The 22,307-nt window shown below is 59.7% G+C and carries 18 protein-coding genes and 2 tRNA genes; 8 read left to right on the top strand and 12 right to left on the bottom strand.

The window, feature by feature from the left end; translation table 11 throughout:
• Positions 1-14: 14 nt before the first annotated feature.
• Genes MHY13_RS02550 through MHY13_RS02535 form a run of 4 tightly spaced genes read right to left on the bottom strand, consistent with a single transcriptional unit; the run spans position 15 to position 5,106 of the window.
• Positions 15-1,637 (bottom strand): ABC transporter ATP-binding protein, encoded by a 1,623-nt coding sequence (locus MHY13_RS02550; protein ID WP_239280495.1) that lies wholly within the window; start codon positions 1,635-1,637, stop codon positions 15-17.
• Entirely contained in the window at positions 1,637-2,449 is an 813-nt protein-coding gene (locus MHY13_RS02545) for an ABC transporter permease (RefSeq protein ID WP_204611130.1), read from the bottom strand. Before MHY13_RS02545 ends, MHY13_RS02550 begins: the two co-directional genes overlap by 1 nt.
• Positions 2,446-3,447: an ABC transporter permease gene (locus MHY13_RS02540; RefSeq protein ID WP_204611128.1), complete on the bottom strand. Its 1,002-nt coding sequence runs from the start codon at positions 3,445-3,447 to the stop codon at positions 2,446-2,448. Before MHY13_RS02540 ends, MHY13_RS02545 begins: the two co-directional genes overlap by 4 nt.
• A 3-nt stretch (positions 3,448-3,450) precedes the next feature.
• Positions 3,451-5,106, bottom strand: coding sequence for a TIGR04028 family ABC transporter substrate-binding protein (locus tag MHY13_RS02535; RefSeq protein ID WP_239192284.1), 1,656 nt, complete (start codon positions 5,104-5,106; stop codon positions 3,451-3,453).
• 202 nt (positions 5,107-5,308) lie between these two features.
• Between MHY13_RS02535 and MHY13_RS02530 the strand changes: the two genes are divergently transcribed.
• A complete protein-coding gene (locus MHY13_RS02530) occupies positions 5,309-7,177 on the top strand; it encodes an FAD/NAD(P)-binding protein (RefSeq protein ID WP_239280493.1) in 1,869 nt (622 codons plus the stop codon).
• A 35-nt stretch (positions 7,178-7,212) separates the two neighbouring features.
• Here MHY13_RS02530 and MHY13_RS02525 read toward each other — a convergent pair whose 3' ends face one another.
• Positions 7,213-8,370 (bottom strand): cystathionine gamma-synthase, encoded by a 1,158-nt coding sequence (locus MHY13_RS02525; protein WP_204611124.1) that lies wholly within the window; start codon positions 8,368-8,370, stop codon positions 7,213-7,215.
• Between the two features lie 142 nt (positions 8,371-8,512).
• Here MHY13_RS02525 and MHY13_RS02520 point away from each other — a divergent pair, with 142 nt between their 5' ends.
• The gene (locus MHY13_RS02520; RefSeq protein ID WP_239280491.1) at positions 8,513-9,523 is read left to right on the top strand and encodes a mechanosensitive ion channel family protein; all 1,011 of its coding nucleotides are present in this window, start codon (positions 8,513-8,515) and stop codon (positions 9,521-9,523) included.
• The gene (locus MHY13_RS02515) at positions 9,524-9,907 is read left to right on the top strand and encodes a globin (RefSeq protein ID WP_239192278.1); all 384 of its coding nucleotides are present in this window, start codon (positions 9,524-9,526) and stop codon (positions 9,905-9,907) included. It abuts the gene before it with no gap.
• Between the two features lie 95 nt (positions 9,908-10,002).
• Here MHY13_RS02515 and ald read toward each other — a convergent pair whose 3' ends face one another.
• The 6 genes from ald to MHY13_RS02485 all read right to left on the bottom strand — a co-directional run bounded on the left by ald (position 10,003) and on the right by MHY13_RS02485 (position 17,142).
• Positions 10,003-11,094, bottom strand: coding sequence for an alanine dehydrogenase (ald, locus tag MHY13_RS02510; protein ID WP_204611120.1), 1,092 nt, complete (start codon positions 11,092-11,094; stop codon positions 10,003-10,005).
• Positions 11,095-11,350: 256 nt separating this feature from the next.
• Positions 11,351-11,989, bottom strand: a complete 639-nt coding sequence (locus MHY13_RS02505) for a hypothetical protein (protein ID WP_204611119.1) — start codon at positions 11,987-11,989, stop codon at positions 11,351-11,353.
• Positions 11,990-12,031: 42 nt separating this feature from the next.
• Positions 12,032-12,448 carry an acyl-CoA thioesterase gene (locus tag MHY13_RS02500; RefSeq protein WP_204611118.1) on the bottom strand — a complete coding sequence of 139 codons (417 nt, stop codon included), beginning with the start codon at positions 12,446-12,448 and terminating at the stop codon, positions 12,032-12,034.
• A gap of 25 nt (positions 12,449-12,473) precedes the next feature.
• On the bottom strand, positions 12,474-14,144 hold the full coding sequence (gene ettA, locus MHY13_RS02495) for an energy-dependent translational throttle protein EttA (RefSeq protein ID WP_204611117.1): 1,671 nt from the start codon (positions 14,142-14,144) through the stop codon (positions 12,474-12,476).
• Between the two features lie 119 nt (positions 14,145-14,263).
• Complete coding sequence (locus MHY13_RS02490) at positions 14,264-14,908, bottom strand: single-stranded DNA-binding protein (RefSeq protein WP_204611116.1); 645 nt, start codon at positions 14,906-14,908, stop codon at positions 14,264-14,266.
• A gap of 182 nt (positions 14,909-15,090) precedes the next feature.
• Complete coding sequence (locus MHY13_RS02485; protein WP_239280489.1) at positions 15,091-17,142, bottom strand: cytochrome c oxidase assembly protein; 2,052 nt, start codon at positions 17,140-17,142, stop codon at positions 15,091-15,093.
• Positions 17,143-17,208: 66 nt separating this feature from the next.
• On the opposite strand from MHY13_RS02485, the gene MHY13_RS02480 reads away from it, so the two are divergent.
• From MHY13_RS02480 to cmrA, 3 genes are all read left to right on the top strand, one after another.
• Positions 17,209-18,126 carry a LysR family transcriptional regulator gene (locus tag MHY13_RS02480; protein ID WP_239280487.1) on the top strand — a complete coding sequence of 306 codons (918 nt, stop codon included), beginning with the start codon at positions 17,209-17,211 and terminating at the stop codon, positions 18,124-18,126.
• Between the two features lie 39 nt (positions 18,127-18,165).
• A tRNA-Arg gene (locus tag MHY13_RS02475) sits at positions 18,166-18,239 on the top strand.
• Positions 18,240-18,792: 553 nt separating this feature from the next.
• Positions 18,793-19,593, top strand: coding sequence for a mycolate reductase (gene cmrA, locus MHY13_RS02470; RefSeq protein ID WP_005327278.1), 801 nt, complete (start codon positions 18,793-18,795; stop codon positions 19,591-19,593).
• Here the strand turns inward: cmrA and MHY13_RS02465 are convergent.
• Positions 19,590-21,137 (bottom strand): sodium:alanine symporter family protein, encoded by a 1,548-nt coding sequence (locus MHY13_RS02465; RefSeq protein WP_239280485.1) that lies wholly within the window; start codon positions 21,135-21,137, stop codon positions 19,590-19,592. The genes cmrA and MHY13_RS02465 overlap by 4 nt on opposite strands.
• A 211-nt stretch (positions 21,138-21,348) precedes the next feature.
• Between MHY13_RS02465 and orn the strand changes: the two genes are divergently transcribed.
• The gene (gene orn, locus MHY13_RS02460; protein WP_239230017.1) at positions 21,349-21,996 is read left to right on the top strand and encodes an oligoribonuclease; all 648 of its coding nucleotides are present in this window, start codon (positions 21,349-21,351) and stop codon (positions 21,994-21,996) included.
• A gap of 49 nt (positions 21,997-22,045) precedes the next feature.
• A tRNA-His gene (locus tag MHY13_RS02455) sits at positions 22,046-22,121 on the top strand.
• Positions 22,122-22,307: the final 186 nt, after the last annotated feature.

Genomic DNA, 22,307 nt, shown 5'->3' with positions numbered 1-22,307 from the left:
TTTCTGGGGCGCGGTTATAGCCCCAAGTTTAGGTCTCCGGCACGATAGCGGGAGCCGGGGATGGCGTCAATTAGTTGGCGCGTGTACTCGGTTTCCGGATGCGCAAAGACCTGCGCGGTAGGTCCGGATTCCACTTGCGTGCCGTGGGAGAGCACGGAAACGGTATCGGAAATTTGATTAACTACCGCCAGATCGTGGGAGATGAAGATATAGGTAAGCTCCAGCTCGCGCTGCAGCTCGTCGAGCAGCCGCAGGATCTGCGCCTGCACGGTGACGTCGAGCGCGGACACGGCCTCATCGAGCACCACGAGATCGGGTTCGATGATCATGGCGCGGGCGATGGCCACGCGCTGGCGTTGACCACCGGAGAGCTCGCGGGGGCGCCGGGAAGCCATGGAAGAATCCAAGGCCACCAAATCAAGAAAGTCGCGTGCTTTGGCACGCGCATCACGTTTGGAAGCGCCGGTGAAATTGCGCACCGGTTCGGCGATGGTATCGCCGATGCTCAAGCGCGGATCCAGCGAGCCAAACGGATTTTGGTAAACCATCTGGATAGAACGGCGCAGCTCACGACGGCGCTTGCCACGGGCAGAGCTAATGTCTTCCCCGCCCAAGCGAATGCTGCCGGAGGTGGGCGTGCTCAACAAGGAAATGGCGCGGCCGGTGGTGGTCTTACCGGAGCCAGACTCCCCCACCAATGCATGGGTGGTTCCGCGGGCCACGGAAAAGTTGATGTCTTCCACCGCGGTGAAATCCCCGAAGCGTTGGCTCAGCCCCTCCACCTCGAGCAAGGTTTCGCGTTGTGCGGGCGCGGCGGCCCGCACAGGAGATGCGGCCTGGGAGGAAGTGGGGGCGGTGAGCGAGGGGGCGTCGGCAAGCAGGCGCTTGGAGTAGGCGTGCTGGGGGTCGGTGAGGACGCGGGCAGCAACGCCCGACTCGCGGACGGTACCCTTTTCCATCACCACGATGTTATTGGCACGGTCGCCCGCCACGGCCAGATCATGGGTAATGAAAAGGATGCCCATGGTGAGCTCTTCGCGCATCTCATCCAGGAGGTCCAGGATGATCTTCTGCACGGTGACATCGAGCGCGGAGGTAGGCTCATCGGCGATGATGAGCTCCGGCTCCAATGCCACGGCCGCGGCGATAAGCACGCGCTGCTTCATGCCGCCGGATAGCTCATGCGGGTATTGGTCATAGCGGCGCTGCGGATCATCAATGCCCACGCGCTCCAAAAGCTCCAGTGCACGCTTCTTCCGGGAGGCCTTATCGCCCTGCCCGTGGATGGCCATGCCCTCCTCCACCGAGGCACCGATGGTCTTGAGCGGGTTAAGCGAGTTATTGGGATCCTGCGGAATCAAACCAATGCGGCGACCGCGCAGTTCCCGCCATTGCTTTTGGGAATACTGGGTCACGTCGCGGCCGTCGAAAGTAATGGTGCCGGAAACGATCGAAGCATTGTCTGGCAGCAGGCCAATGGCGGCCATGGCGGAGGTGGACTTGCCGGAACCGGACTCGCCAACGATGGCGGTCATCTCGCCAGGGTTTACCTCGAGCTCAATGCCGCTTACCGCTTCTACCTCACCGTGCGCGGTGCGGTAGGTAATGGATAGATCACTAATGCTAAGCAGGGACATTAGGCCGCCTTTCGCAGTGTCTGGCTGAGGTGGTTGGCCGCGAGGACCACGGCGACGATCACAATGCCCGGGGCGATGGTCAACCAGCCGGCCGTGGCGATGTAATCGCGCGATTCAGAGATGAGAAGACCCCATTCCGGAGTTGGGGGCGGTGCGCCATAGCCCAGGAAGCCTAGGGTGGCTAGCTGCAAAATGGCCAGGCCAAATTGCAGGGCTGCTACGGCGAAGACCGCGGTGAGTGAATTGGGAAGAATATGGCGCACGAGCACCTGGAAGGAAGAACCGCCGGAGCCATAGGCGGCCTCGACGAAATCGGAGCCGGCAACGCTAAGCACCTGGGAGCGTGCAAGGCGCGCAAAGGTGGCCACGGAGGTGATACCTACGGCGATGGCGGCATTGAAGATGCCGTGGCCCAGCACGATGATGACGGACAGGGAGAGCAGCAGGCCGGGGATGGACAGCAGCACGTCCACGATGCGCATGATGACGGCATCGACCCAGCCGCGGCGCACGCCGGCGATGATACCCAAGATGGTGCCGACGATGAGGCCGAAAAGAACGGCCAGGAGCGCGCCGAGTAGGGATTGGCGCGCGCCGTAGACCACGCGGGTGTAGAGATCACGGCCGACGGCATCGGTGCCGAACCAGTGTTGGAAGCTGGGTTGCAGCAGCGCCGTGGTGTCCCCGCCCTGATTAGGGTCCTGGGAGGTAAATAGTTGGGGGAACAGAGCGCAGAGCACCGCCAGCCCCAGCATAATCAGCGAGATGATGGTGCCCGGGGTGAGCTTCAGCTGTGTGGATTTAAGCTTCATGCTTGGACCTTCTTCTCGTTCGTTGCGGTGGTATCGGCGGTGGCGGAGCTAGATGCAGTCTCGTGCTCGCGCTCGCGCAGGCGCACGTCAAGCACTGGGTAGAGCAGGTCCACAATCAGGTTGATAAGGACAAAGACGGCGGCGGCCAGCACCACAATGGCCAGCAGCACCGAGGTATCGCGGTTAGCCACCGCATCTACGGTCAGCGCACCGATGCCGTGGCGGGCGAAGACCGCCTCCGTCACCACGGAGCCGCCGACGAGCTCACCAAAGGTAAGGCCGGCCATGGTCAGCGCCGGCAGCAGCGCATTGCGCAGGACGTTGCGCCACAACAACCAGGCACCGCTAGCACCCTTGGCACGCACAACCTGCACGAAGGACATATCCATGACCTCATCGATGGAGCGCAGCAGCACCTGCGCCAGCGGTGCGGCCACGAAGATGGCCAGGGTAATTACCGGCAGGATGAGGCTTTGGGCATCGCTTGCGCCGATGACCGGCACCCAGCCCAAGCCAAAGGAGAAAATCTGGATCAAAATGATGCCGATCCAGAAGGTGGGCAGGGAAACCATCACGGAAGGCAGGCTGCGGAAAAAGCTGCGCAGCCAAGAAAATGGGCCAAAGGTGGAGACAATAGCCACCAGGAAGGCCAGGACCACGCCTACAAGGAAGGCGAAGACCGCCAGCGCCAGCGTGGAGGGAAGGGCATCTGCCAGCATCTCCGATACGGCGGTACCGGTGGCGACGGAAAAGCCAAAATCACCGGTGAGGAATCCGCCGAGCGCGCTGAAGTAGCGGCTTAAGATCGGCTCATCGGCACCATAAACCTCGCGGATGGCGGCCAGCTGCTCGGCGTTGAGCCCCAAGTTGGGGTTGTCATAGCGGGTCGCGACGGCGTCACCAGGCAGTGCCGCCAAGAGGATGAAAGAAAGGGTAAAAGTTGCCCAGATAACGAGCACGGCTTGGCCGATGCGCAGGGCAATAGTTTTCAGGCTCATGGTTTAGTCCTCCCCTTCTGCGGGGTTGATGTCTACCGCATAGAACGATGGGCGGCCGATGGCCTCGGTGCTAAAGCCCTCGATATAGGGCTGGAAGCCATAGACCTGCGGCTCTTCAAACATGGGCAGGATATAGGCCTGTTCGGACAGATAGTCCTGCATGCGGCCGGTCATGGCTAGGCGATCCTTTTCACTGCTGAGGTCGAAGTAATCCTCCACCAGTTTCTGCAGTTTCTCATCACCAAAGCTATCGGTCTTCTCGTCGTAGTTGAGGAAAGAATTGCGCCCGGTGCCATCCAGCCACGTGGCCAAGGTGTCCACATTGGCACGGCCGGTCATGGTGTGGCGTACCTGCACGGTGTCTTGGTCCTTCATGGCCTTTTGCTGCGCAGAGCGGTCACCCGGGTTGAGGTTGGCCTCGATACCGACGTTCTTGAGCATCTCTTGAGCCTTGGTGAACATCTCTTTAGAGCGCGGCTGTGGGACGGCTTCATTGAAGGTCACGGACAGGCGCTTGCCGTCCTTTTCGCGAATGCCATCTTCACCTGGGCGCCAGCCGGCCTCATCGAGCAGGCGCTTGGATTCTTCCGGATCGAAGGCATAGTTCGCGGACTGATCCTTATAGCCAATAGCCGTCTTGGCCAGGATCGATGTTCCCTTGGGGTAGGAATCAGAAAAGAGGGTGTCCAGGATGTTATCGCGGTCAATGGCATGGATGATGGCCTGGCGCACGCGCTTGTCTTCCAAGAGTGGATGGCGGAAGTGGAAGTGGAAGCTATTGTTCACGCCACGAGTGGGGGCGGCAAAAATCTGCAGGTTTTGATCCTTCAGGTGCTTCTCATCGGGGGCTTCGATCTGGCGCGCGACATCGGACTGGCCGGCTACAAGCGAGCCCACACGCACGGAGTCTTCGGCCGCAAGCACGATATTGATGCCCTCGATATCGGCCGGGCCTTGGTGATCCTTTCGGGCCGGGGGCGCCCAGTCATAGTCCTCGCGCTTCTTGAGCACCAGCTTGGTGCCCAGCTCTTCTCCCTCAATGACGAAGGGACCAGAACCGGAAATCGCGGTGGCATTGCCCGGCGCGAAGCCGGTGTCATCCAAATCCAGGGTGGCATTAGAAAGCAGGCCCTGGTTCATCACGGAGGTGGACTGCGGGAAGCCCGGGGAAGGCTCGCTGAAGTAGAACTTCACCGTGTAGTCGTCGATGACCTCGGATTTTTCATAATTGGGCAGCTGCTCCGATGGAGTGAGCATGCGATCTTCGTCGCCCAGGGCATAAAGGTCATAGTTCTTCTTCACGTTCGCGGCATCCAGGCGGGAACCATCGGAGTAGGTCACGCCCTTGCGAATCTTGAAGGTGAACTCAGTATTGTCCTTGTTTGCCTTGGGCATCTCCTCCGCAATCCACGGGTGCAGCTCGAGGGTATCCGGGTCCTGCCAGAGCAGGCGGTCCGTGATGTTATTGAGCACACCACCGTTGGGGTAATAGCCGCCGGAGGGCGGATAGAGGTTGTTGAACATATTGGGCTCGACATAGGTGACCATGCCATCTTCCGCGGCGTGGGAAGTAGAGGCGCACGAGGTAAGCGAGAGAGCTAGCGCGCCGCTGGCCAGGACCGCGGCCACGGGCCGCAGGAGCCGAGAAAGTTGCTTCATAAAAGCTCGAGTTCCTTTAAGTCTTAAGTAGTACTCGCCCATTAGACCACACTCATACCCCCAATTACAAGACTGGACAGTCTACCGCATTACCTGCCAAAACGGCGCCATGACAAGAATACCGTAGACCGACTAGTCTATTTTATTCTAACTGCCAGGTCCGATGATCCTGAAAGGGCCTGAATGTGGCACGATAGGAGGTATGTCTACTCCAGCAATCGCGATCGTCGGCATGGGCCCGCGCGGCATTTCCATCTTGGAACGCCTCTCTGCCCGCATGGACGATTCCAGCGACCCCATTACCGTCCACCTCATCGATGACGCCCAACATGGCGCCGGCCGCATCTGGGAAACGGATCAAACCAAGACTCTGTGCATGAATACTCGCGCCGGCGCGGTCACCCTCTTTACCGAGCCCGGCTCCACCGTTGATGCCCCGGTGCTCGAGGGACCCATCCAGTACGAATGGATTCAGCTCCTGCGCGGCGATGGTGAGAATATCTCCGCCGCCAAGCGCGAGCTTTTCGAGCAGCACCCACCGGCCGCACATATTGCCCAGGACTACCGCGAAGAGCTCGCGGCAACCCGCCCCGAGTCCAACCCTTCGCGCGCACTGTATGGCGAGTACCTGCGCTGGGTCTATGACGTGGTCATTGCGCGCCTGCCCAAGAGCATTTCCACCGTGAATCACTTCAGCCGGTTGGAGACCATCAATGAGGACGGTCACCAAGACGTCCTCCACCTGGCCGATGGCTCAGAGGTGCGCGCCGATGCCACGGTACTGGCCTATGGCTGGATGATTCCGGAATACACCGAACAAGAAAAGCAGTTGGCCGCTTCCGGTTTGAACTGGATCGCCCCTAATAACCCGGTAGAGCAGGACTACGCCGCCATTCCGGGCGGCGAGGACGTGCTGGTGCGCGGTCTGGGCATGGGCTTTTATGACATCATGGCGCTGACCACCATCGAGCGCGGCGGCACATTCGTAGAGGATCCTTCCGCGCGTTCCGGCCTGCGCTATGAGCCTTGCGGCCAGGAGCCCAACTTCATCATTTCCTCCGGCCGCGGCTACCCCTACCACCCCAAGTCCGAATACGGTGAGCTGCCGCCGACCATGCCGCGCCGCCGCCTGCAGGAGGTCATTGCGGAGCTCAGTGGCACCCAAGACATCGACTTTGATGCCCAGATTTGGCCCGCCATCGCGCGCGATAGCTACGAGGCCTATATCACCACCTTGGAACGCGTGCGCCCGGATTCCCTCCTGCGCCCGCGCGCGGAAATCCTCGAGGTCATCGATGCCACCGCCCCCGATGAGCTGGGCGCAGCCATTGCGCCCATGGTCACCGAGCCATGGGACATGAACGATCTCATGTACCAGATTGCCGGGTTTACCGGGGACATCGCTGAGCTCACCGAGCACATTGCCCAATCCATGGAAGGCGATATTCGGGAGGCCGCCGCCGGCCACGACTCCCCCATCAAAGCCGCGCTGTGGTCGCTTTCGCAATCGCGCAAGCCGGCCTCCATCCTCGGCGCAGAGGGCCGCTACACCCGCGAGTCTCGCACCGGCCGCTACGGCCAGGTCATGTCCTTTGGCCAGATGATCGGCTCCGGCCCGCCGCTCTTCCGCGTGCGCCAGTTGCTCGCGCTTGTCGATGCCGGCCTGGCCCACTTCCTAGGCGATCACCCCACCGTGTCCATCGAGGCTGATCACTTCACCTTGACCTCCGGCCCGCGCTCGGCTTCGGCGCCCACGCTTGTCGACGCCTTTATGCACCGCCCCGACATCCGCACCGCCGGCGATGCCATGACGCGCTGCTTGGTGGATTCCGGCCGCGTGCGCCCCTTCCCCGATCACGGCCAGCCCACCGGTTCGCCGGAAACGGATGGGGCCACCCGCCGCACCGTCCACCCAGACGGCGAGTTGGATGCACGCCTGCATATCGTGGGCATCCCCACCTATTCCCAGTGGCCGGACACCACCATTTCCCCCATGCCGGGAACAGACCCGCTCATGCTGCAGGAAACCGACAAGGCCGCCGGTTCCCTCCTTGCCGTGGTGCGCTCCTAGCCACCGCACCTGCGCTATGGGCCCAGTGCCGCGGCCTATAGAGCGTCGAGGGCCTGCTCCAAGTCCGCGAGCAGGTCATCGATGTCTTCGATACCGATGGAGATACGCACCAGATCCTCCGGCGGCACCAGCTCGGACCCTTCCGCGGATACGTGCGTCATATTCTTTGGGTGCTCGATGAGCGATTCCACCCCGCCCAGCGATTCTGCCAGGCAGATAAGCCGCGTATTGAGGCAGATCTGCTTGGCATGCTCCGCGCTGTGGAAGCGCACGGACATCATGCCGCCGAAGCCACGCATCTGTTGTGCCGCCAATTCATGCCCCGGGTGCCCCTTGAGCCCCGGGTAGAGCACCTGCTTGACCTCGGGTCGCGCCTGCAAGAATTCCGCTACTCGCTGCGCATTCGCGCAGTGGCGGTCCATGCGCACGGACAGCGTCTTAATACCGCGGGCGGTTAAGTAGGCGTCGAAAGGCGAGCTCACCGCGCCCACATTGCCCTGGAAGTAGAGCAGGCGCTCGTCCACGTGGGCGTCATTAGTAACTACCGCGCCACCGAGCACATCGGAATGGCCGCCTAAGTACTTGGTGGTCGAGTGCAGCACGTGGTCGGCGCCGAGTTCCAGCGGGTTCTGCAGGTAGGGCGTAGCAAAAGTATTGTCCACCAGTACCTGCGCGTTGCCCTTAATCTTGGCCACCGCGGCAATATCGGTGATATTTAGCGCCGGATTAGTGGGCGTTTCTAGCCAGATGAGCTTGGTATTTTCTTGAACCGCGGCCGCAACCGCTGCGGTATCGCTGGTGTTCACGATGGACATCTCCACGCCCCACTCGGTGAAATCATTGAGCAGGCGGTAGGAACCACCGTAGGCGTCATTGCCTAAAATGACGTGGTCCCCTGGGCGCACCAGGATGCGGATCAAGGTATCGGCGGCGGCCATGCCGGAAGAAAACACGCGTGCATACTCCGCGCCTTCCAGTGCCGCTAGAGTGCGCTCCAGCGAGCGCACGGTCGGATTGGCCACTCGGCCGTATTCGAATCCGCCGCGCAGCTGCGCCAAACCGTCTTGCGCAAACGTGGTCGAGGCATAGATGGGCACGTTGATAGAGCCCATGTGCGGATCCGGGTGATAGCCGCCGTGGATGGAACGGGACGTAAAGCCTTGAGCGAGGTTCTGCGTGCTGCCTTCTGTCATAGCCACACAGTCTAGACCAAGCTGTTCATTTCCTACGGGCAGATGAGTATTTATTTTCACAAACCTTAGCCTGGGGCCCGTCGAACTTTCAGGAGCAACCCCTACAATGGGCGTGGTTCCCATTGTCCACGACTAAGAAAGAATGATGAATACGCAATTCTTAGCCTCCGCCGCTTCCACCACGGACTCGGCCGTCGAGTCCGTGTCCAATTTTTGGAATGACGAGAAGGTGCAAAGCTGGCTTATCGAGCGCCCCATTCGCATCGCCATCATCCTTATCCTGGCCATTATCACCCACTGGCTCCTCCGCCGAGTTATCAACAAAGTGGCCGAAAATAGCATTAAATCCTCCGGACTAGATAAGCAGCGCCTGCGCGGGAAATTCAAGGACCGCGCCAATCGCCCCGAGCTCAGCCAACAAGAAGAGGCCATGCGCCAAACCCGCGAGACCCGGCGCGCCTCCCGCATCAAGACACTTGCCGGCGTAGCCCGTTCTGCCGCCGCCATCTTCGTCTGGGTGTGGGCGATTATCGCCATCCTGGATGAGTTAGAGGTCAACGTAGCACCGCTTATCGCCTCCGCCGGTGTCATTGGCGTTGCCCTCGGCTTTGGCGCACAGGCGCTGGTGAAGGACTTCCTTTCCGGCATCTTCATGCTCATTGAGGACCAGTACGGCATTGGTGACGTGGTTGATTTGGGCAATGGCGTCTTTGGCGATGTCGAGTCCATCTCCCTGCGCATCACCACGGTCCGCGATATCGATGGCGCCCTGTGGTACGTGCGGAATGGTGAAATTCTCCAGGTGGCCAACCACTCTGATGAGTACTCCGTTGCCCGCATCCAGATTCCGGTAGGTCTTTCTAATGACCCAGAGGTTGCTGGCGAAGTCATTGAGAAGGCAGTGAAAGAAGCCGCACAGGACGATAAGGTGCGCAAGCTCATCCTCAGCACGCCACGTGTGGACGGCATGTCTGGCTTTGAGCCGGATTATGTATCCTTCCGCGTCTCGACCAAGACCTTGCCAGGCAAGCAGTGGGACGTTCAGCGTTTCCTGCAGTCCCGCGTGCTCAATGTCATGCACACTAAAGGTATTACTACCCCCTACCCTCACGGCATCGGCATTCCCGATCCCCGCAAGGAAGAAGAAGAGTAAATGGATTCTGTTTATGAGGCCATTGGCGGCATGAAAACCTTTGAGCGCCTCGTCCACGGCTTTTATTCCCAAGTCAAAGAGGACGATGTCATCGGCCCAATGTACCCCGATAATGACTGGGAAGGCGCCGAGCAGCGCCTTACCTGGTTCTTGGCACAGTATTGGGGTGGCCCGCAGCTCTTCTCTGAAAACCGCGGCCACCCGCGCCTGCGCATGCGCCACGCCCCTTACCCCATCGATATAACCGCGCATGACCGGTGGTTAGAGCTTATGGGTAACTCCCTCGCCAAGATCGACGAGGAAACCATCCCACCGGCCTACCGCGAGATGATCTGGGATCATATGCAGCGCGTAGCAGCCATGATGATCAACAAAGCGCCCTAGCCGCCCGTTGTCGCCCGCGCACAACATGAGCCCGGCCCCCTTTGACGGAGAGCCGGGCTCATGGTTTATCTAGCGCGCGGGATGCAACGCGGTGCTTAGTCGTCCCAGTCAAAAGCCTTACGCACAGGCTCGGACACCAGACGACCGCCTCGGGTCATCACACCGCCTTCTAGGCCTGGGAAGCGCTTGATGGCGGCATCCAAGTTGTCCTTGGCTACCGCGCGGATATACGGCAACGTCGCAGACGATAGCGCGCGGGTCGAGGTATTAGCCACCGCGCCTGGCATATTAGCCACGCAGTAGAACAAGGTGTCGTGCACCTTAAAGGTGGGATCATCGTGGGAGGTCTTCTTCGAGTTTTCGAAGCAACCGCCCTGGTCGATGGCCACGTCCACGAGAACAGCGCCCTTCTTCATCTTCTTCACGGTCTCCTCGCGCACCAGTTTCGGCGCAGCGGAACCTGGAATGAGCACGGCACCGATGACAAGGTCAGCTTCCTGTAGCTCCTTTTCGATGGTGGCCGGATCCGAGATCAGAGTGCGCACGCCACCGGCGTACTGGTCATCGAAGCGCTGCAAGACGTGTGGATCAAGGTCCAGCACGGTGACTTCGGCGCGCAGGCCGTGGGCCATCGCAACGGCGGAGGCGCCAACTTGGCCGCCGCCGATCACGACGACACGTGCCGGCTGGGTGCCCGGAACGCCAGAGACCAGCAAACCGCGACCGCCCTGGGTGGACAGCAGGTGGTGGGTGCCTTCGATAACGGCAAGGCGACCAGCCACCTGGGACATTGGAGTCAGCAGAGGCAAAGTACCGTGGCGATCGGTGACCGTTTCATAGGCAATCGAGGTGGTATCGGCCTCCACCAGTGCCTCCGCCAGCGGGCGGTCCGCAGCGAGGTGAAGGTAGGTAAAGACGGTAAGGTCCGAGCGCAGGTACTTGTACTCGGACTCGAGTGGCTCCTTGACTTTGAGCAGCAGTTCCGCTTGCGACCACGTCTCTTCCGCTGAGTCCACAATTGTGGTACCGGCATCCTTGTAGGCAGAATCGGGGAAGGATGCGCCTTCACCGGCACCGGTTTCAACGTACACTTCATGGCCATCAGCAACGAGGGTTTGCGCTCCCATAGGAGTGAGAGCCACGCGGTTCTCGTTATTCATGATTTCTTTTGGTACCGCAATACGCATTACACCGTCTCCTTGTAGGTGCAGGAAATTACTTTTACAGTTCCAGAGTAACGCAGCACACGTTTAGCTGGATGTCTAATCTAAAACTCACATAGCCGAAAAAGCACGAACCTATATGACTACCGTTATTGTCCTGCTAGACGAGGGTTTTGCGAGATAAGCACCACTCCTCACCCTCCCAAAGGTGGACCGCTTTTGGGGGTCCATGTTCTCCGAGGAGGAGGCCCTCGCCGAGTCTTGCGGTAGATGGATGGGCTTAAAACAGCGAGAGTCGGGTGGACCGATAAATGCTGCCGAAGGGGGCGTCGAGACGCACCCAGCGGCCCAGCTGAGCCACGCGCAAGTGGCGCGGCACGTCCATCGGGGCGGAAAATCCAGGGATAAGGCCCAGATTGGTACACGCAAAGATCATGCGCATAGGGATTTCCACCGTGGCGCCATCGTCTTCTACAGTAACGACGGTTTGATTCAAGAGGCTGGACGGCGGGCCCATGGGCCCAGAAAATTGTCGCGTCAGTTGTTGGCCTTTATCGGAGAGCTCGCGCACCACAGTGACCGGCAATGTATCGACCACGCTATAACCAGTGGCCGGCGGCAGGGCTCCTGGCCATGACGGATCACGGGCGGGGCCCAAATCGAGAGTCCCGGTTGACTCATGTTCCTTGAGTTGCTCGGCCAGCGTGCCGGCAGAAACCACCGCCCCATCGCGGGAAGCAACGCCTTGGACGCGGCGGGAGGCAACCACCTCGAAGGGGGTGGTGACAAAGACATCGACGACGTCGCCAGTCAGCTGGCGCAGCCGTACCGAGGCACCCGCGTCCAAGCCGACTGCGCGCGTGACAAGGGCCCGAAGGCCAGGTCCACCGCTTCCAATTTCTAGAGTCTCGGTGACCATACCTTCGGGCCCTGCCTTTCTTTTCTTTGCTCTGCGCCGCAGTTAGTTGGCTGCGGTATTTTGCAGAATATCCTTTTCCTGTTCCGTCAGCGGGCGCGGGGTCTGCTGCTGGCGGTCGACGACTACCTGCACGCACTCCACAGTTGCCGCGACTTCCCCTTGGTCATCCTTGACCTGCTGGGTAGTGGTAAACGAGGTGGTGCCAATCTGCGAAATGGTAGTTTCTACCTCCACCGTAGTGGTGTCCTTAAACTCCATCGGGCGCAGGAAATCCACATCGAGGTGGCGCACGAACGCAATGAAATCGAGGCCTTTGGAATAGATATGCTCCTTGGCAAAGGCCAAGCGCGCTTCCTGGGCGAGCTCGATATAGTTTGCGTTCATCATGTGGCCGTACATATCAAAGTCCGACCAGCGGGTCTGAATACGATACGTGTGCACACTTGGGGTTGCCATCATTCTCCTCAATAAAGGCTTCAGCTACTTAGCGGGTCAGCTTGCGGTGGGTCACGCGAGAAGGACGAGCTGCCTCTTCACCGAGGCGGTCGACCTTGTTCTTCTCGTAATCGCCGAAGTTACCCTCAAACCAGAACCACTGGCCTTCTTCCACGTTGCCCTCCCAGGCCAAGATGTGGGTACAGGTGCGGTCCAGGAACCAGCGGTCGTGGGAAATGACCACGGCGCAGCCCGGGAACTTCTCCAGCGCGTTTTCCAGCGAGCCGAGGGTTTCCACGTCCAAGTCGTTGGTCGGCTCGTCAAGGAGGATCAGGTTGCCGCCCTCCTTCAGGGTCAGCGCCAAGTTCAGGCGGTTGCGCTCACCACCAGAAAGCACCTTGGATGGCTTCTGCTGATCCGGGCCCTTGAAGCCGAACGCGGACAGGTAAGCACGCGAAGGCATCTCGTTTTGGCCAACGTGAATGTAATCTAGGCCGCCGGAGACAACCTCCCAGACGGTTGCTTCAGGGTCGATGTTCTCACGGTTCTGGTCCACGTAGGACAGCTTGACGGTATCGCCCACCTCGACGGAACCGGCATCCGGCTGCTCCAGGCCAACGATGGTCTTAAACAGGGTGGTCTTACCCACACCGTTCGGGCCGATAACGCCCACGATGCCGTTGCGCGGCAGGGTAAAGGAGAGGTCCTTAATCAGGACGCGGTCATCGAAGCCCTTCTGCAGGTCCTTGACTTCCACGACCTTATTGCCCAAGCGCGGCGGGGTAGGAATCTGGATCTCTTCGAAGTCGAGCTTCTTGTACTTCTCGGCCTCGGCAGCCATCTCCTCGTAGCGCTCCAGACGAGCCTTGTTCTTGGCCTGGCGGGCTTTTGCACCGGAGCGAACCCACTCCAGCTCGTCCTTCAGGCGCTTGCGCAGCTTCGCATCCTTCTTGCCAGCAACCTCCAAGCGCTCCTGCTTCTTATCCAGGTAGGTGGAGTAGTTGCCCTCGTACGGGTAGAGCTTGCCGCGGTCAACCTCACAGATCCAGCCCGCGACGTGGTCAAGGAAGTAGCGGTCGTGGGTCACGGCCAAGACAGCACCCGGGTAATCGGCCAAGTGCTTCTCCAGCCACTGCACGGACTCGGCGTCCAGGTGGTTCGTAGGCTCGTCGAGCAGCAGCAGGTCCGGCTCAGTGAGCAGGAGTTTAGCCAGCGCTACACGACGGCGCTCGCCACCAGAAAGGTTGGTCACTGGGGCGTCGGAAGGCGGGCAGCGCAAAGCTTCCATGGCCTGCTCGATCTTGGAATCAACCTCCCAAGCATCGGCGGCGTCCAGCTCTTCTTGCAGCTTGCCCATCTCTTCCATGAGCTCGTCGCTGTAGTTGGTGGCCATTTCCTCGGCGATCTGCTCGAAGCGCTGCTTCTTTTCAAAGATATCGCCCAAGCCCTCTTCGACGTTGCCGCGTACGGTCTTCTCGTCATTGAGCGGCGGCTCCTGCTGCAGGATGCCCACGGTGGCACCCGGATCCAAGAAGGCCTCGCCGTTGGAAGGCTGATCCAGGCCGGCCATAATCTTCAGAATGGAGGACTTACCGGCACCGTTAGGGCCGACCACACCAATCTTGGCACCTGGGTAGAACGCCATTGTTACATCGTCAAGGATGACTTTATCGCCAATTGCCTTGCGCACGTTTTTCATCGTGTAGATGAATTCGCCCACTTTTACCCCTTTGCAAAAATTTGGGAGACGTATTTATCTACACAAACACTACATCAGAACCACCGCCCAAGTGCCTCGGGTCAGGTACACCCGAGGCGATCAAGCCGGTGGGGAAACGCTTAAGCGTTCACTGGGGCGGATTCTGCCTCGGCAGCCTCCTCTTCCACCTCGGCGTCGTCGAAGGAATCTTCTTCCCCACCACGTGCGGCTGCGGCGCGCTCGGCTAGATAGCGGTCCGCCGCGGTATCGGCCGCGGTATCTCCCTGCGCTGCCTGCTGCGGCGGCAGGCTGTGGTCCACGTCCGGTTCGATGGCGTTGTCCCCCAGTTCTGGGACCGCAATATTTTCCTGGTTGTACTGCGGAGCGAGACGCTTGGTACCGATAACGTGGCGGTTCAGGTCCAGGCCCACATACTGTGCCTTAATGAACGTGCGGAAGTGATCGGTGCCCTGGTCATCGCGCCATTGTTCGGTAACTAAGGAGCCCACGATGACCAAAGGCATGCCCTTGGCTAGGGATTTGCGCACATTGATGGCGAATTGATTCCACATTTCGACGTCGATGTAGAGGTGGTCCACATCGCGCCACTGCGGGGCCTTGGGGTTGTTTCCTTCCGGGTCATTAGCGCCGGCATCGACCTGACGGTCCGGAATTCGGCGGGAGGAGGCGACGCGCAGCTTAGCCTTATAGGCCCCAGTTGAGGTCTTGGTCAGGATGGGATCGCGAGTAAGGCGACCGGTCAAAGTAATTGGGTATTGGGACATGGTGCTAGAAAATCCTTTGCTGGATAGTTGGATAGGCGAGTTCGGTTTTCCTCGCTCGCTTCCATATCCTGATGCCGGCGCGCAACCTGCACCATGCCGGCAACCCCTACCCTGTGAATAACTTGTTGTACCCGTCAACAAAGCTCGGGTTTGGGGGCAATTTTGGGCCGGTTATCCACAGGCTAGCGCCCGCGGAAGCTCGATTCATCGCCGTGACCCATATCCTGGAGCATCGCGTTATAGCGTTCCAATTCGGCATCATCGTCCGCATCCGCCTGCATATCGTGGCGGCGAGCCGTAGCGCGATCATCACTGAGCCAATCCAGGAAGAGTTTGCCAAAGACGATAACCAGCGGGAACTGGCCAAAGCCCCACGCGATGCCGCCACCTACGCGTTGGTCTTGGAGCAGATCCTGATCCCAAGGCAGCTCCAAATACTGGTAGAAGTCTGCACCCAACACACTTTGCAGCTGCATCAGGTACACGCCGGCAAAGAGGTGAAATGGCATGGAAAGGAACAGCACGGCCAATCGGAACGGGGTGGAGTGGCGCTTGGGAAGTGGATCCGGCCCGATGATTTCCCAGAAATAGAAGCAGCCGGAGATGATGAACGTGAAGTTCATAATGAGGTGGCCCGCGTGCTCGGAGATGGCGAATTGATATAGGCCCGGGAACAAATACAGCACGTAGAGGAAGAATAAGTACTGCAGGAGGTTGACGAACGGATTCGTAATAAAAGCGACGATCTTGGACTGGGTGGCCGCCAGTGCATAGTCGTGCAGGCTGGGCTTCCCCTTCGGTCCTGCCTCAAAGGCCTCCATAAGCAGGGTCAGTGGCGCACCCAGAACGAGCAGGAGCGGGACCGCCATCGACAAAATCATGTGCACCAACATGTGCATGGAGTACATCGCCGGCATGTACAGGCCTAGACCGGTAGACATCACGAGGGTCAGGCCCAGCGCACCGCACATAAACCATGCGGTGCGCCCCTTGCTCCAAGTCAGGCCGCGCTTGTGTACACGGTAGACGCAGTAGCCATAGGCCGCAGCCAAAAGCAGGCCAATGGTGCCAAACATGATGTCAAAGCGGAACATGGTCCACACGTTGAGCACCGTGGGCTTTTCAAACAGCTCATAGCCCATCAGAATCTGCATCGAGTTGAGGTTGGGATCCCGCGGTGCGGGCGGCACAGTGCGGCCCAGCGTGATGGCTACGCCAATGGTGGCGGCCATGACCGCTACTTCCACGATGGCAATGCGAATAAAAAGGCGCGGGTTCTTGCCCAGCTGCGGGATGGTGAGCTCGCGGTGAGCGAGGCCGAAAATGCCCAGCAAAATCGTCAGCACGAACTTGGTAATCAGAATGATTCCGTACGCAGAATCCACCAGATCGGAAATATTCATGCGGATGAGCGTGTTAATCAAGCCCGAAACAGCAAGCACCACAATGGCCATAAAGGCGATGCCGGAATAGCGCTTCACCGCAAAGACGAGATTGGGGCCGAGGCGCCGACCATGGGCGATAAGCGCCATAAGCCCGCCTACCCAAAGCATGACAAAGACCAAGTGCCACAGGAGCGAATTGGTGCCGTAATCATGGTCGCCGCCCGCCGCGGAATGGCCTTCCATGCCAATGGGCACGACCTGCATTATGGACAAGAAAAGCAGGACCGGCTGCATGGACCAGCCACGGCCCACGAGCCCGAGAATGCCCACTACCAGGGCAATGAGCACGGAGATTGCCCACACAATGGTGGTGGAAATTTCCGTCAGCGCCATTTTCATGATGGAAGGCTCGAATACCTGGGAAAAGGGCGCGCCGGTGAGGTCGGACATAATGAGCGGGATTTCCACGAGCCCCACGGCCGCCATACCGAAGGAAGCCCACGTACCGGTGCGGGCGGCGATGTGGCCGTCGACGGACAAGGGGGCATCGATAAGCGTGGCATTGTCACCGCGCGGAGCGATGAGGAAGGACGAGGCCAAGAATGAGCCCACGGACAAAGCCATGAGAATCCACGCCACACCTCGAAAGAGCGGCAGGCCAAAGGTGGTTATGCGGCCGGGGTCCGGGATGCCCAGGGCCGCCAGGGAATCGGCCAGGAGGAACAGGGAAATAAAACCGGCGATCAGGCCGGCAATAAGCATCGCTGCGATATAAATTCCCCAGGAAGGGCGGGGCTTCTTACCCGCCGCGTTCACACTGTTAACCTGCTCATTTGCCATAGTGCGCATTGTATAGCGCGACCTAGTTTCTCACCTAACACACATTTTGTCTTTACATGTGCCATTATGGAACTTATGGACACCCGTCAACTTCTTTATTTTCGCGCCGTTGTAGACAATGGCTCCTTCACGCACGCTGCCGAATCTCTCGATATGACCCAGCCATCTCTGAGCCTTTCCATCCGGAAGCTAGAAAAGGAGCTAAACGCCCAGCTGCTTTCGCGCGGTCGCTCCGGTGTCTCCACCACTGACGCTGGCGATTATGTCTACGAAACGGCCGTCAAGGTTGATGCGCTGCTCAGCGAAACCCAGCGCCATATCAGCGAAATCACCGGCGACAAGGCCAGCACCGTATCCCTCGCCTCCGGCGCCATCTTGAACTGGGAATTTACCCCTGCCGCCCTGGCTGAGCTCAAGCGGATTTACCCCACCGCCAATATCTCGCTGGACGACGCCGAGCCGGCTTCCGCTATCAAACACCTACTGGATGGCCAGGTGGACCTAGCGCTCTTGCCGACGTCCGATCCGAAGGCCTTCATCCGCCGCTACTCCCCCGAGCTCACCGTCCACCAGGTGGCCACGTTCGATTACTCCGTCGCCCTTCCCCAGCGCCTCGCCGAGTTGGAATCCCCCGTCTCCCTCGCCGAGCTGAAGAAGGAAACTTGGCTTGTCCCACCGCGCAGCCGCGAACTTCCTGAACTGGCCGAGTTCTACCATGACCTGTGGAATAGCCGGCCGGGCCTCAAGCCGGAAAAGACCCAGGAGGTCGCCAGCCTCAATAGCGCAATTCCTATGGTCTCCAGTGGTCTCGGCGTCAGCATCGTGCCCAATTGCGCACCCGCTGTGCAGCCGCACGGCATCATCACTCGCCCCATTGCTGATGACCTGCCGCGCTACTACGCCATCGTGGCCTACCGCACGGATCGCGAGCTGACCGCAGCTGCCCAAGACTTGGTGGACATCCTGCGCACGCCGCAGCGCACCCTGGCTTAGGTTTCCCCGCCCTCGTGGGCTACTATGAGTGCGTTGTAAGCCCCCATAGCTCAGTGGATTAGAGCAGTGGGTTTCTACCCCATGTGTCGCGGGTTCGAATCCTGCTGGGGGCACCGTGTCATGAGTCGCGACATGTTTGACAGATGAGTCGCGACATCGTTAACAAACCGGCATTCCAGTTGCTTTTTGTTCTGGGGTGCCGGTTTCTTCGATCAGGCGGGCAGTGCCAGGGCGCATCGTTCCAAGCAGCAGTACCAAGACGCCGTAAGAACACCTACGCCTGACGGGCGGAGCCCTTTCCCTCTTGGGCTCTAGAAGGTGCCTTAGGCCCTGAATGGCCGCGCTCTATTTCGACGCCACCGGATTGGCGTACAGCTTTGACGATGGCCATATTGCGGTTAGGACTATTCATAGTGTCAAACATGTCCCGACTCACCAGTCAAGCATCACCCGACACGGTAAGGTAGCCCTAAGCGTCAAATATGTCGCGGCTCACCTGTCAAGCATCACGACGGTTCCCTCAGGCACAGACTGTCAAATATGTCATGAACTCAGACACTGCTGGGGGCACCGCGCGAAAGCCTTGAGGCGCCGAGTTTCTCGCCGCTTCAAGGCTTTTTGTTTACGCTAGGACTCACCATGCCCCCACTCCGGAAAGGCTTAACCATGTCACTTCCCGCCCCTTCCCGAACGTCCTATGCCCTCGTTACGGGCGCCAGCCAAGGCATTGGCAAGGCCATGGCGCAGGATTTCGCAGCACTGGGATATAACGTCATCCTTGTGGCCCGCCGCCGCGAGGTCCTGGAGTCCATCGCCGCCGAGCTCGAGCAGCGCCATAATATCGAGGCCATTGCCCTGCCGGCGGACCTAGCGGTAGCTGACGACGTCGCCCGCGTGGCCGAGACCATCGCCACCCGCGAGGTGTCGATCCTGGTCAACTCCGCCGGCATCGCCAGCTTCGGCCCCTTCATGGACCAGGACTGGTCATACGAGACGACTCAGTTCGAGCTCAACGGAACTGCCGTCCACCACCTCACGCGAGCCGCCTTGGAACAGATGCTGCCTCGCCGCAGCGGCGCTATCTGTAATGTCGGCTCTGCCGCGGGCAATATCCCCATCCCTAATAACGCCACCTACGTTTTCACCAAGGCGGGCGTCAATGCGTTTACGGAGGCCCTACACTACGAGCTGAAGGGCTCCGGCGTCTCGTGCACCCTGCTCGCCCCCGGCCCCGTGCGCGAGGCCACCATCGCAGAGGAAGACCAGTCGATCGTGGACAAGGTGGTGCCGGACTTTTTGTGGACCACCTACGAGTCATGCTCCCAAGAAACCATCGAGGCCATGCGCCGCAATCAGCGCCGCGTGGTGCCCGGCCCGCTATCTAAGGCGATGAATACCCTCAGCCAGGTGCTGCCCACCCCGGTGATTGCACCGCTGGTAGGCAGCTTCTACGCCAAGATGGGCTAGGCCCCGGCGCCTTCTAAGTCCTTGTCTTTGTCTTTGAGCACGCTGCCCTCGCCGCGTGCTCGTTTGCGCTCTACCCAGAAGTCCGCATTCTTAATGCCCAAAGCTTCTGGGTCGAACTGCGGATCCTTGCCGGCCTTCTTCTGCTTTTCGTAGTCCTTGAGTGCCTTAAGCGCAGGGACCTGCAGGAAGAGGATGGCGATGATATTAAGCCATGCCGTCGTGCCGACACCGATATCGCCCAGCGCCCACGCCGCACCCGGAGTGGTGGTGGCGCCAACCACGACGGAAACAATAATCAGCGCGCGCAGCACCCAAATCAGGCCACGGCGGGCCGTGCGGGAGCGGACCCAACGGTTGAAGTAGGTCAGGTTGACTTCGGACATGTAGTAGTACGCCAGGACCGTGGTAAAGGCGAAGAAGGCAATGGAGACGGCGATGAAGGTTGGGCCCCAACCGGCAAAGACGCTATCGAGGCCGGACTGCACGTAGCCAGGGCCAACCTCGACGCCATCAGGAAGCGAGCCGTTGTAGACCACCTCACCGTCCTCGGAGCTGCCGCGGAAAACGGTGTACATGTCCGTAGAAATAATCATGAACGCGGTGGCCGAGCAGACAAAGAGCGTATCGACGTACACCGCGAAGGACTGCACAAAGCCCTGCTTAGCGGGGTGGGAGACCTCGGCGGCTGCAGCGGACTGCGGGCCGGTACCCTGGCCGGCCTCATTGGAGTAGATGCCGCGCTTAACACCCCACATGATGGCCGCGCCCAGCATGCCGGAGAATCCGGCTTCCATATTGAATGCGGACCTGAAGATGAGCCCGAAGACCTCCGGAATCTGCGAGAAGTTCATACACATGACCACCACGGAAATCACGATATAAATGACCGCCATGAATGGCACGACAATGGTGGCGAAGGTCGCAATGCGCTTCACGCCGCCAATAATGATGATGGCCAGAATGCCCGCCAAGACGACGGCTGCCCAGGTGGAGTTGATGCCCCAGGCGGTATCGGCCGCGGCGGCCACCGCATTGGCCTGGATGGCAGGCAAGAAGTAGCTGGTAGCCAAGATCATGGCGACGGCAAACACGATGCCGTAGACCACCATGAACGGCGCCGCCTTAGTGTGCTTGTAGGCCTTTTCGATGTAATAGGCGGGCCCGCCGCGGTACTCACCGGTGTCCTGGCCCTTCTCCTTGTAAATCTGCGCCAACGTACTTTCGATGAACGAGGTGGACGAGCCCAACAGCGCCACTGCCCACATCCAGAACACGGCGCCAGGCCCACCGAAGGCGATGGCTGTGGCCACGCCGGCGATATTGCCCACGCCCACGCGGCCGGAGAGCGAAACCATCAAGGATTGGAAGGAAGACACGCCATCGGCGGACCTTTCTCCGTTAACGATCTGCTTGAGCATGTCCGGTATGCAGCGCACCTGCAGGCCGCGTGTCACCACGGTGAAATAAATACCCGCGCCGAGGCATAAAAACACCAAGACGGGGGACCAAATTACGGTATTGAGGGCATCGAGGAAGTTTGCCATCTGGTCTCTCCTAAGTCTGTCGCACCTCCCGAATGAAGAGCGATTAACCAGAGTATGCCCTAACTCACATCTGCGAGTGAGGCAAATCACCGATTAATTTTATGCAGTACGGTGCCACACTTTCTAAAAGGTTGCGCTGCCCAGTAGTAATCGCCCCTCCTGAGCACCCCAGCTCGTACCCCATACAGGGGTAAAAGCACACGGGCGTAGAATGGACTGCATGCCACATTCCGAGATAGCCGCAAAACACGACCGCCTCGTCTGGATCGATTTGGAGATGACGGGCCTCGACCCCGAGCGCCACGTCATTGTTGAGGTCGCTGCCGTCATCACCGATGGCAACCTCAATATCCTGGGCGAAGGCATCGACCTCGTCGTCCACGCCACCGAGGATGAGCTGGCACAGATGGATTCCTTTGTTACACAGATGCACGCTAAGTCCGGGCTGGATAAGGAAATCCGCGAGTCCACCACCTCCATCGGAGAAGCCGAGGATGCCGTACTCGCGCTCATCAATGAGCATTGCGATCCCGAGCACCCCGCTCCCCTGGCCGGCAATTCCATCGCCACGGATCGCACCTTCATCCGCACTTATATGCCGCGGCTCGATAGCGCCCTGCACTACCGCATGATCGACGTCTCCACCATCAAGGAGCTTGCCCGCCGGTGGCACCCGCGTGCTTACTTCAACCAGCCCGATAAGGGCATGGCCCACCGCGCACTGCAGGACATCATCGAATCCATCCGCGAGTTGGACTTCTACCGCCGCAGCGTCTTCCGCACCGACGAGGGCCCCACCTCCCCCGAGGCGGAGGAGATCAAGGCCGAAACCACCGCAGATTACCAGGCGTTTTTGTAATTTAGGCGGCGTGAGTTAACCTATATCTCGTTGCTTTCACGCAGCGATGGTGGCTGTAGTTCAGCTGGTAGAGCACCAGGTTGTGATCCTGGGTGTCGCGGGTTCGAGTCCCGTCAGCCACCCCAAGTGCCCGAGCCTTGCGCTCGGGCTTTTTCAGTTTTCCACCTGCTCGGGTTAAGGGTCAAAATGTGGGGTTAAGGGTCAAAATGTGTGTCTGGCTCGGCGTGTCGCGGGGGTTAGATTTGGCCTTTTTGAATGCCGATTGAGTGGGTGTAGTCGGTGTCGATAGCGTTGTCGTAGAGGGCTGGGCG

This window comes from Corynebacterium sp. ACRPE (genome assembly GCF_022347435.1).
GTDB lineage: Bacteria > Actinomycetota > Actinomycetes > Mycobacteriales > Mycobacteriaceae > Corynebacterium > Corynebacterium tuberculostearicum_D.
Note: the sequence above shows the minus strand (reverse complement) of the source record. Positions and strands in the feature narration are given on the sequence as shown.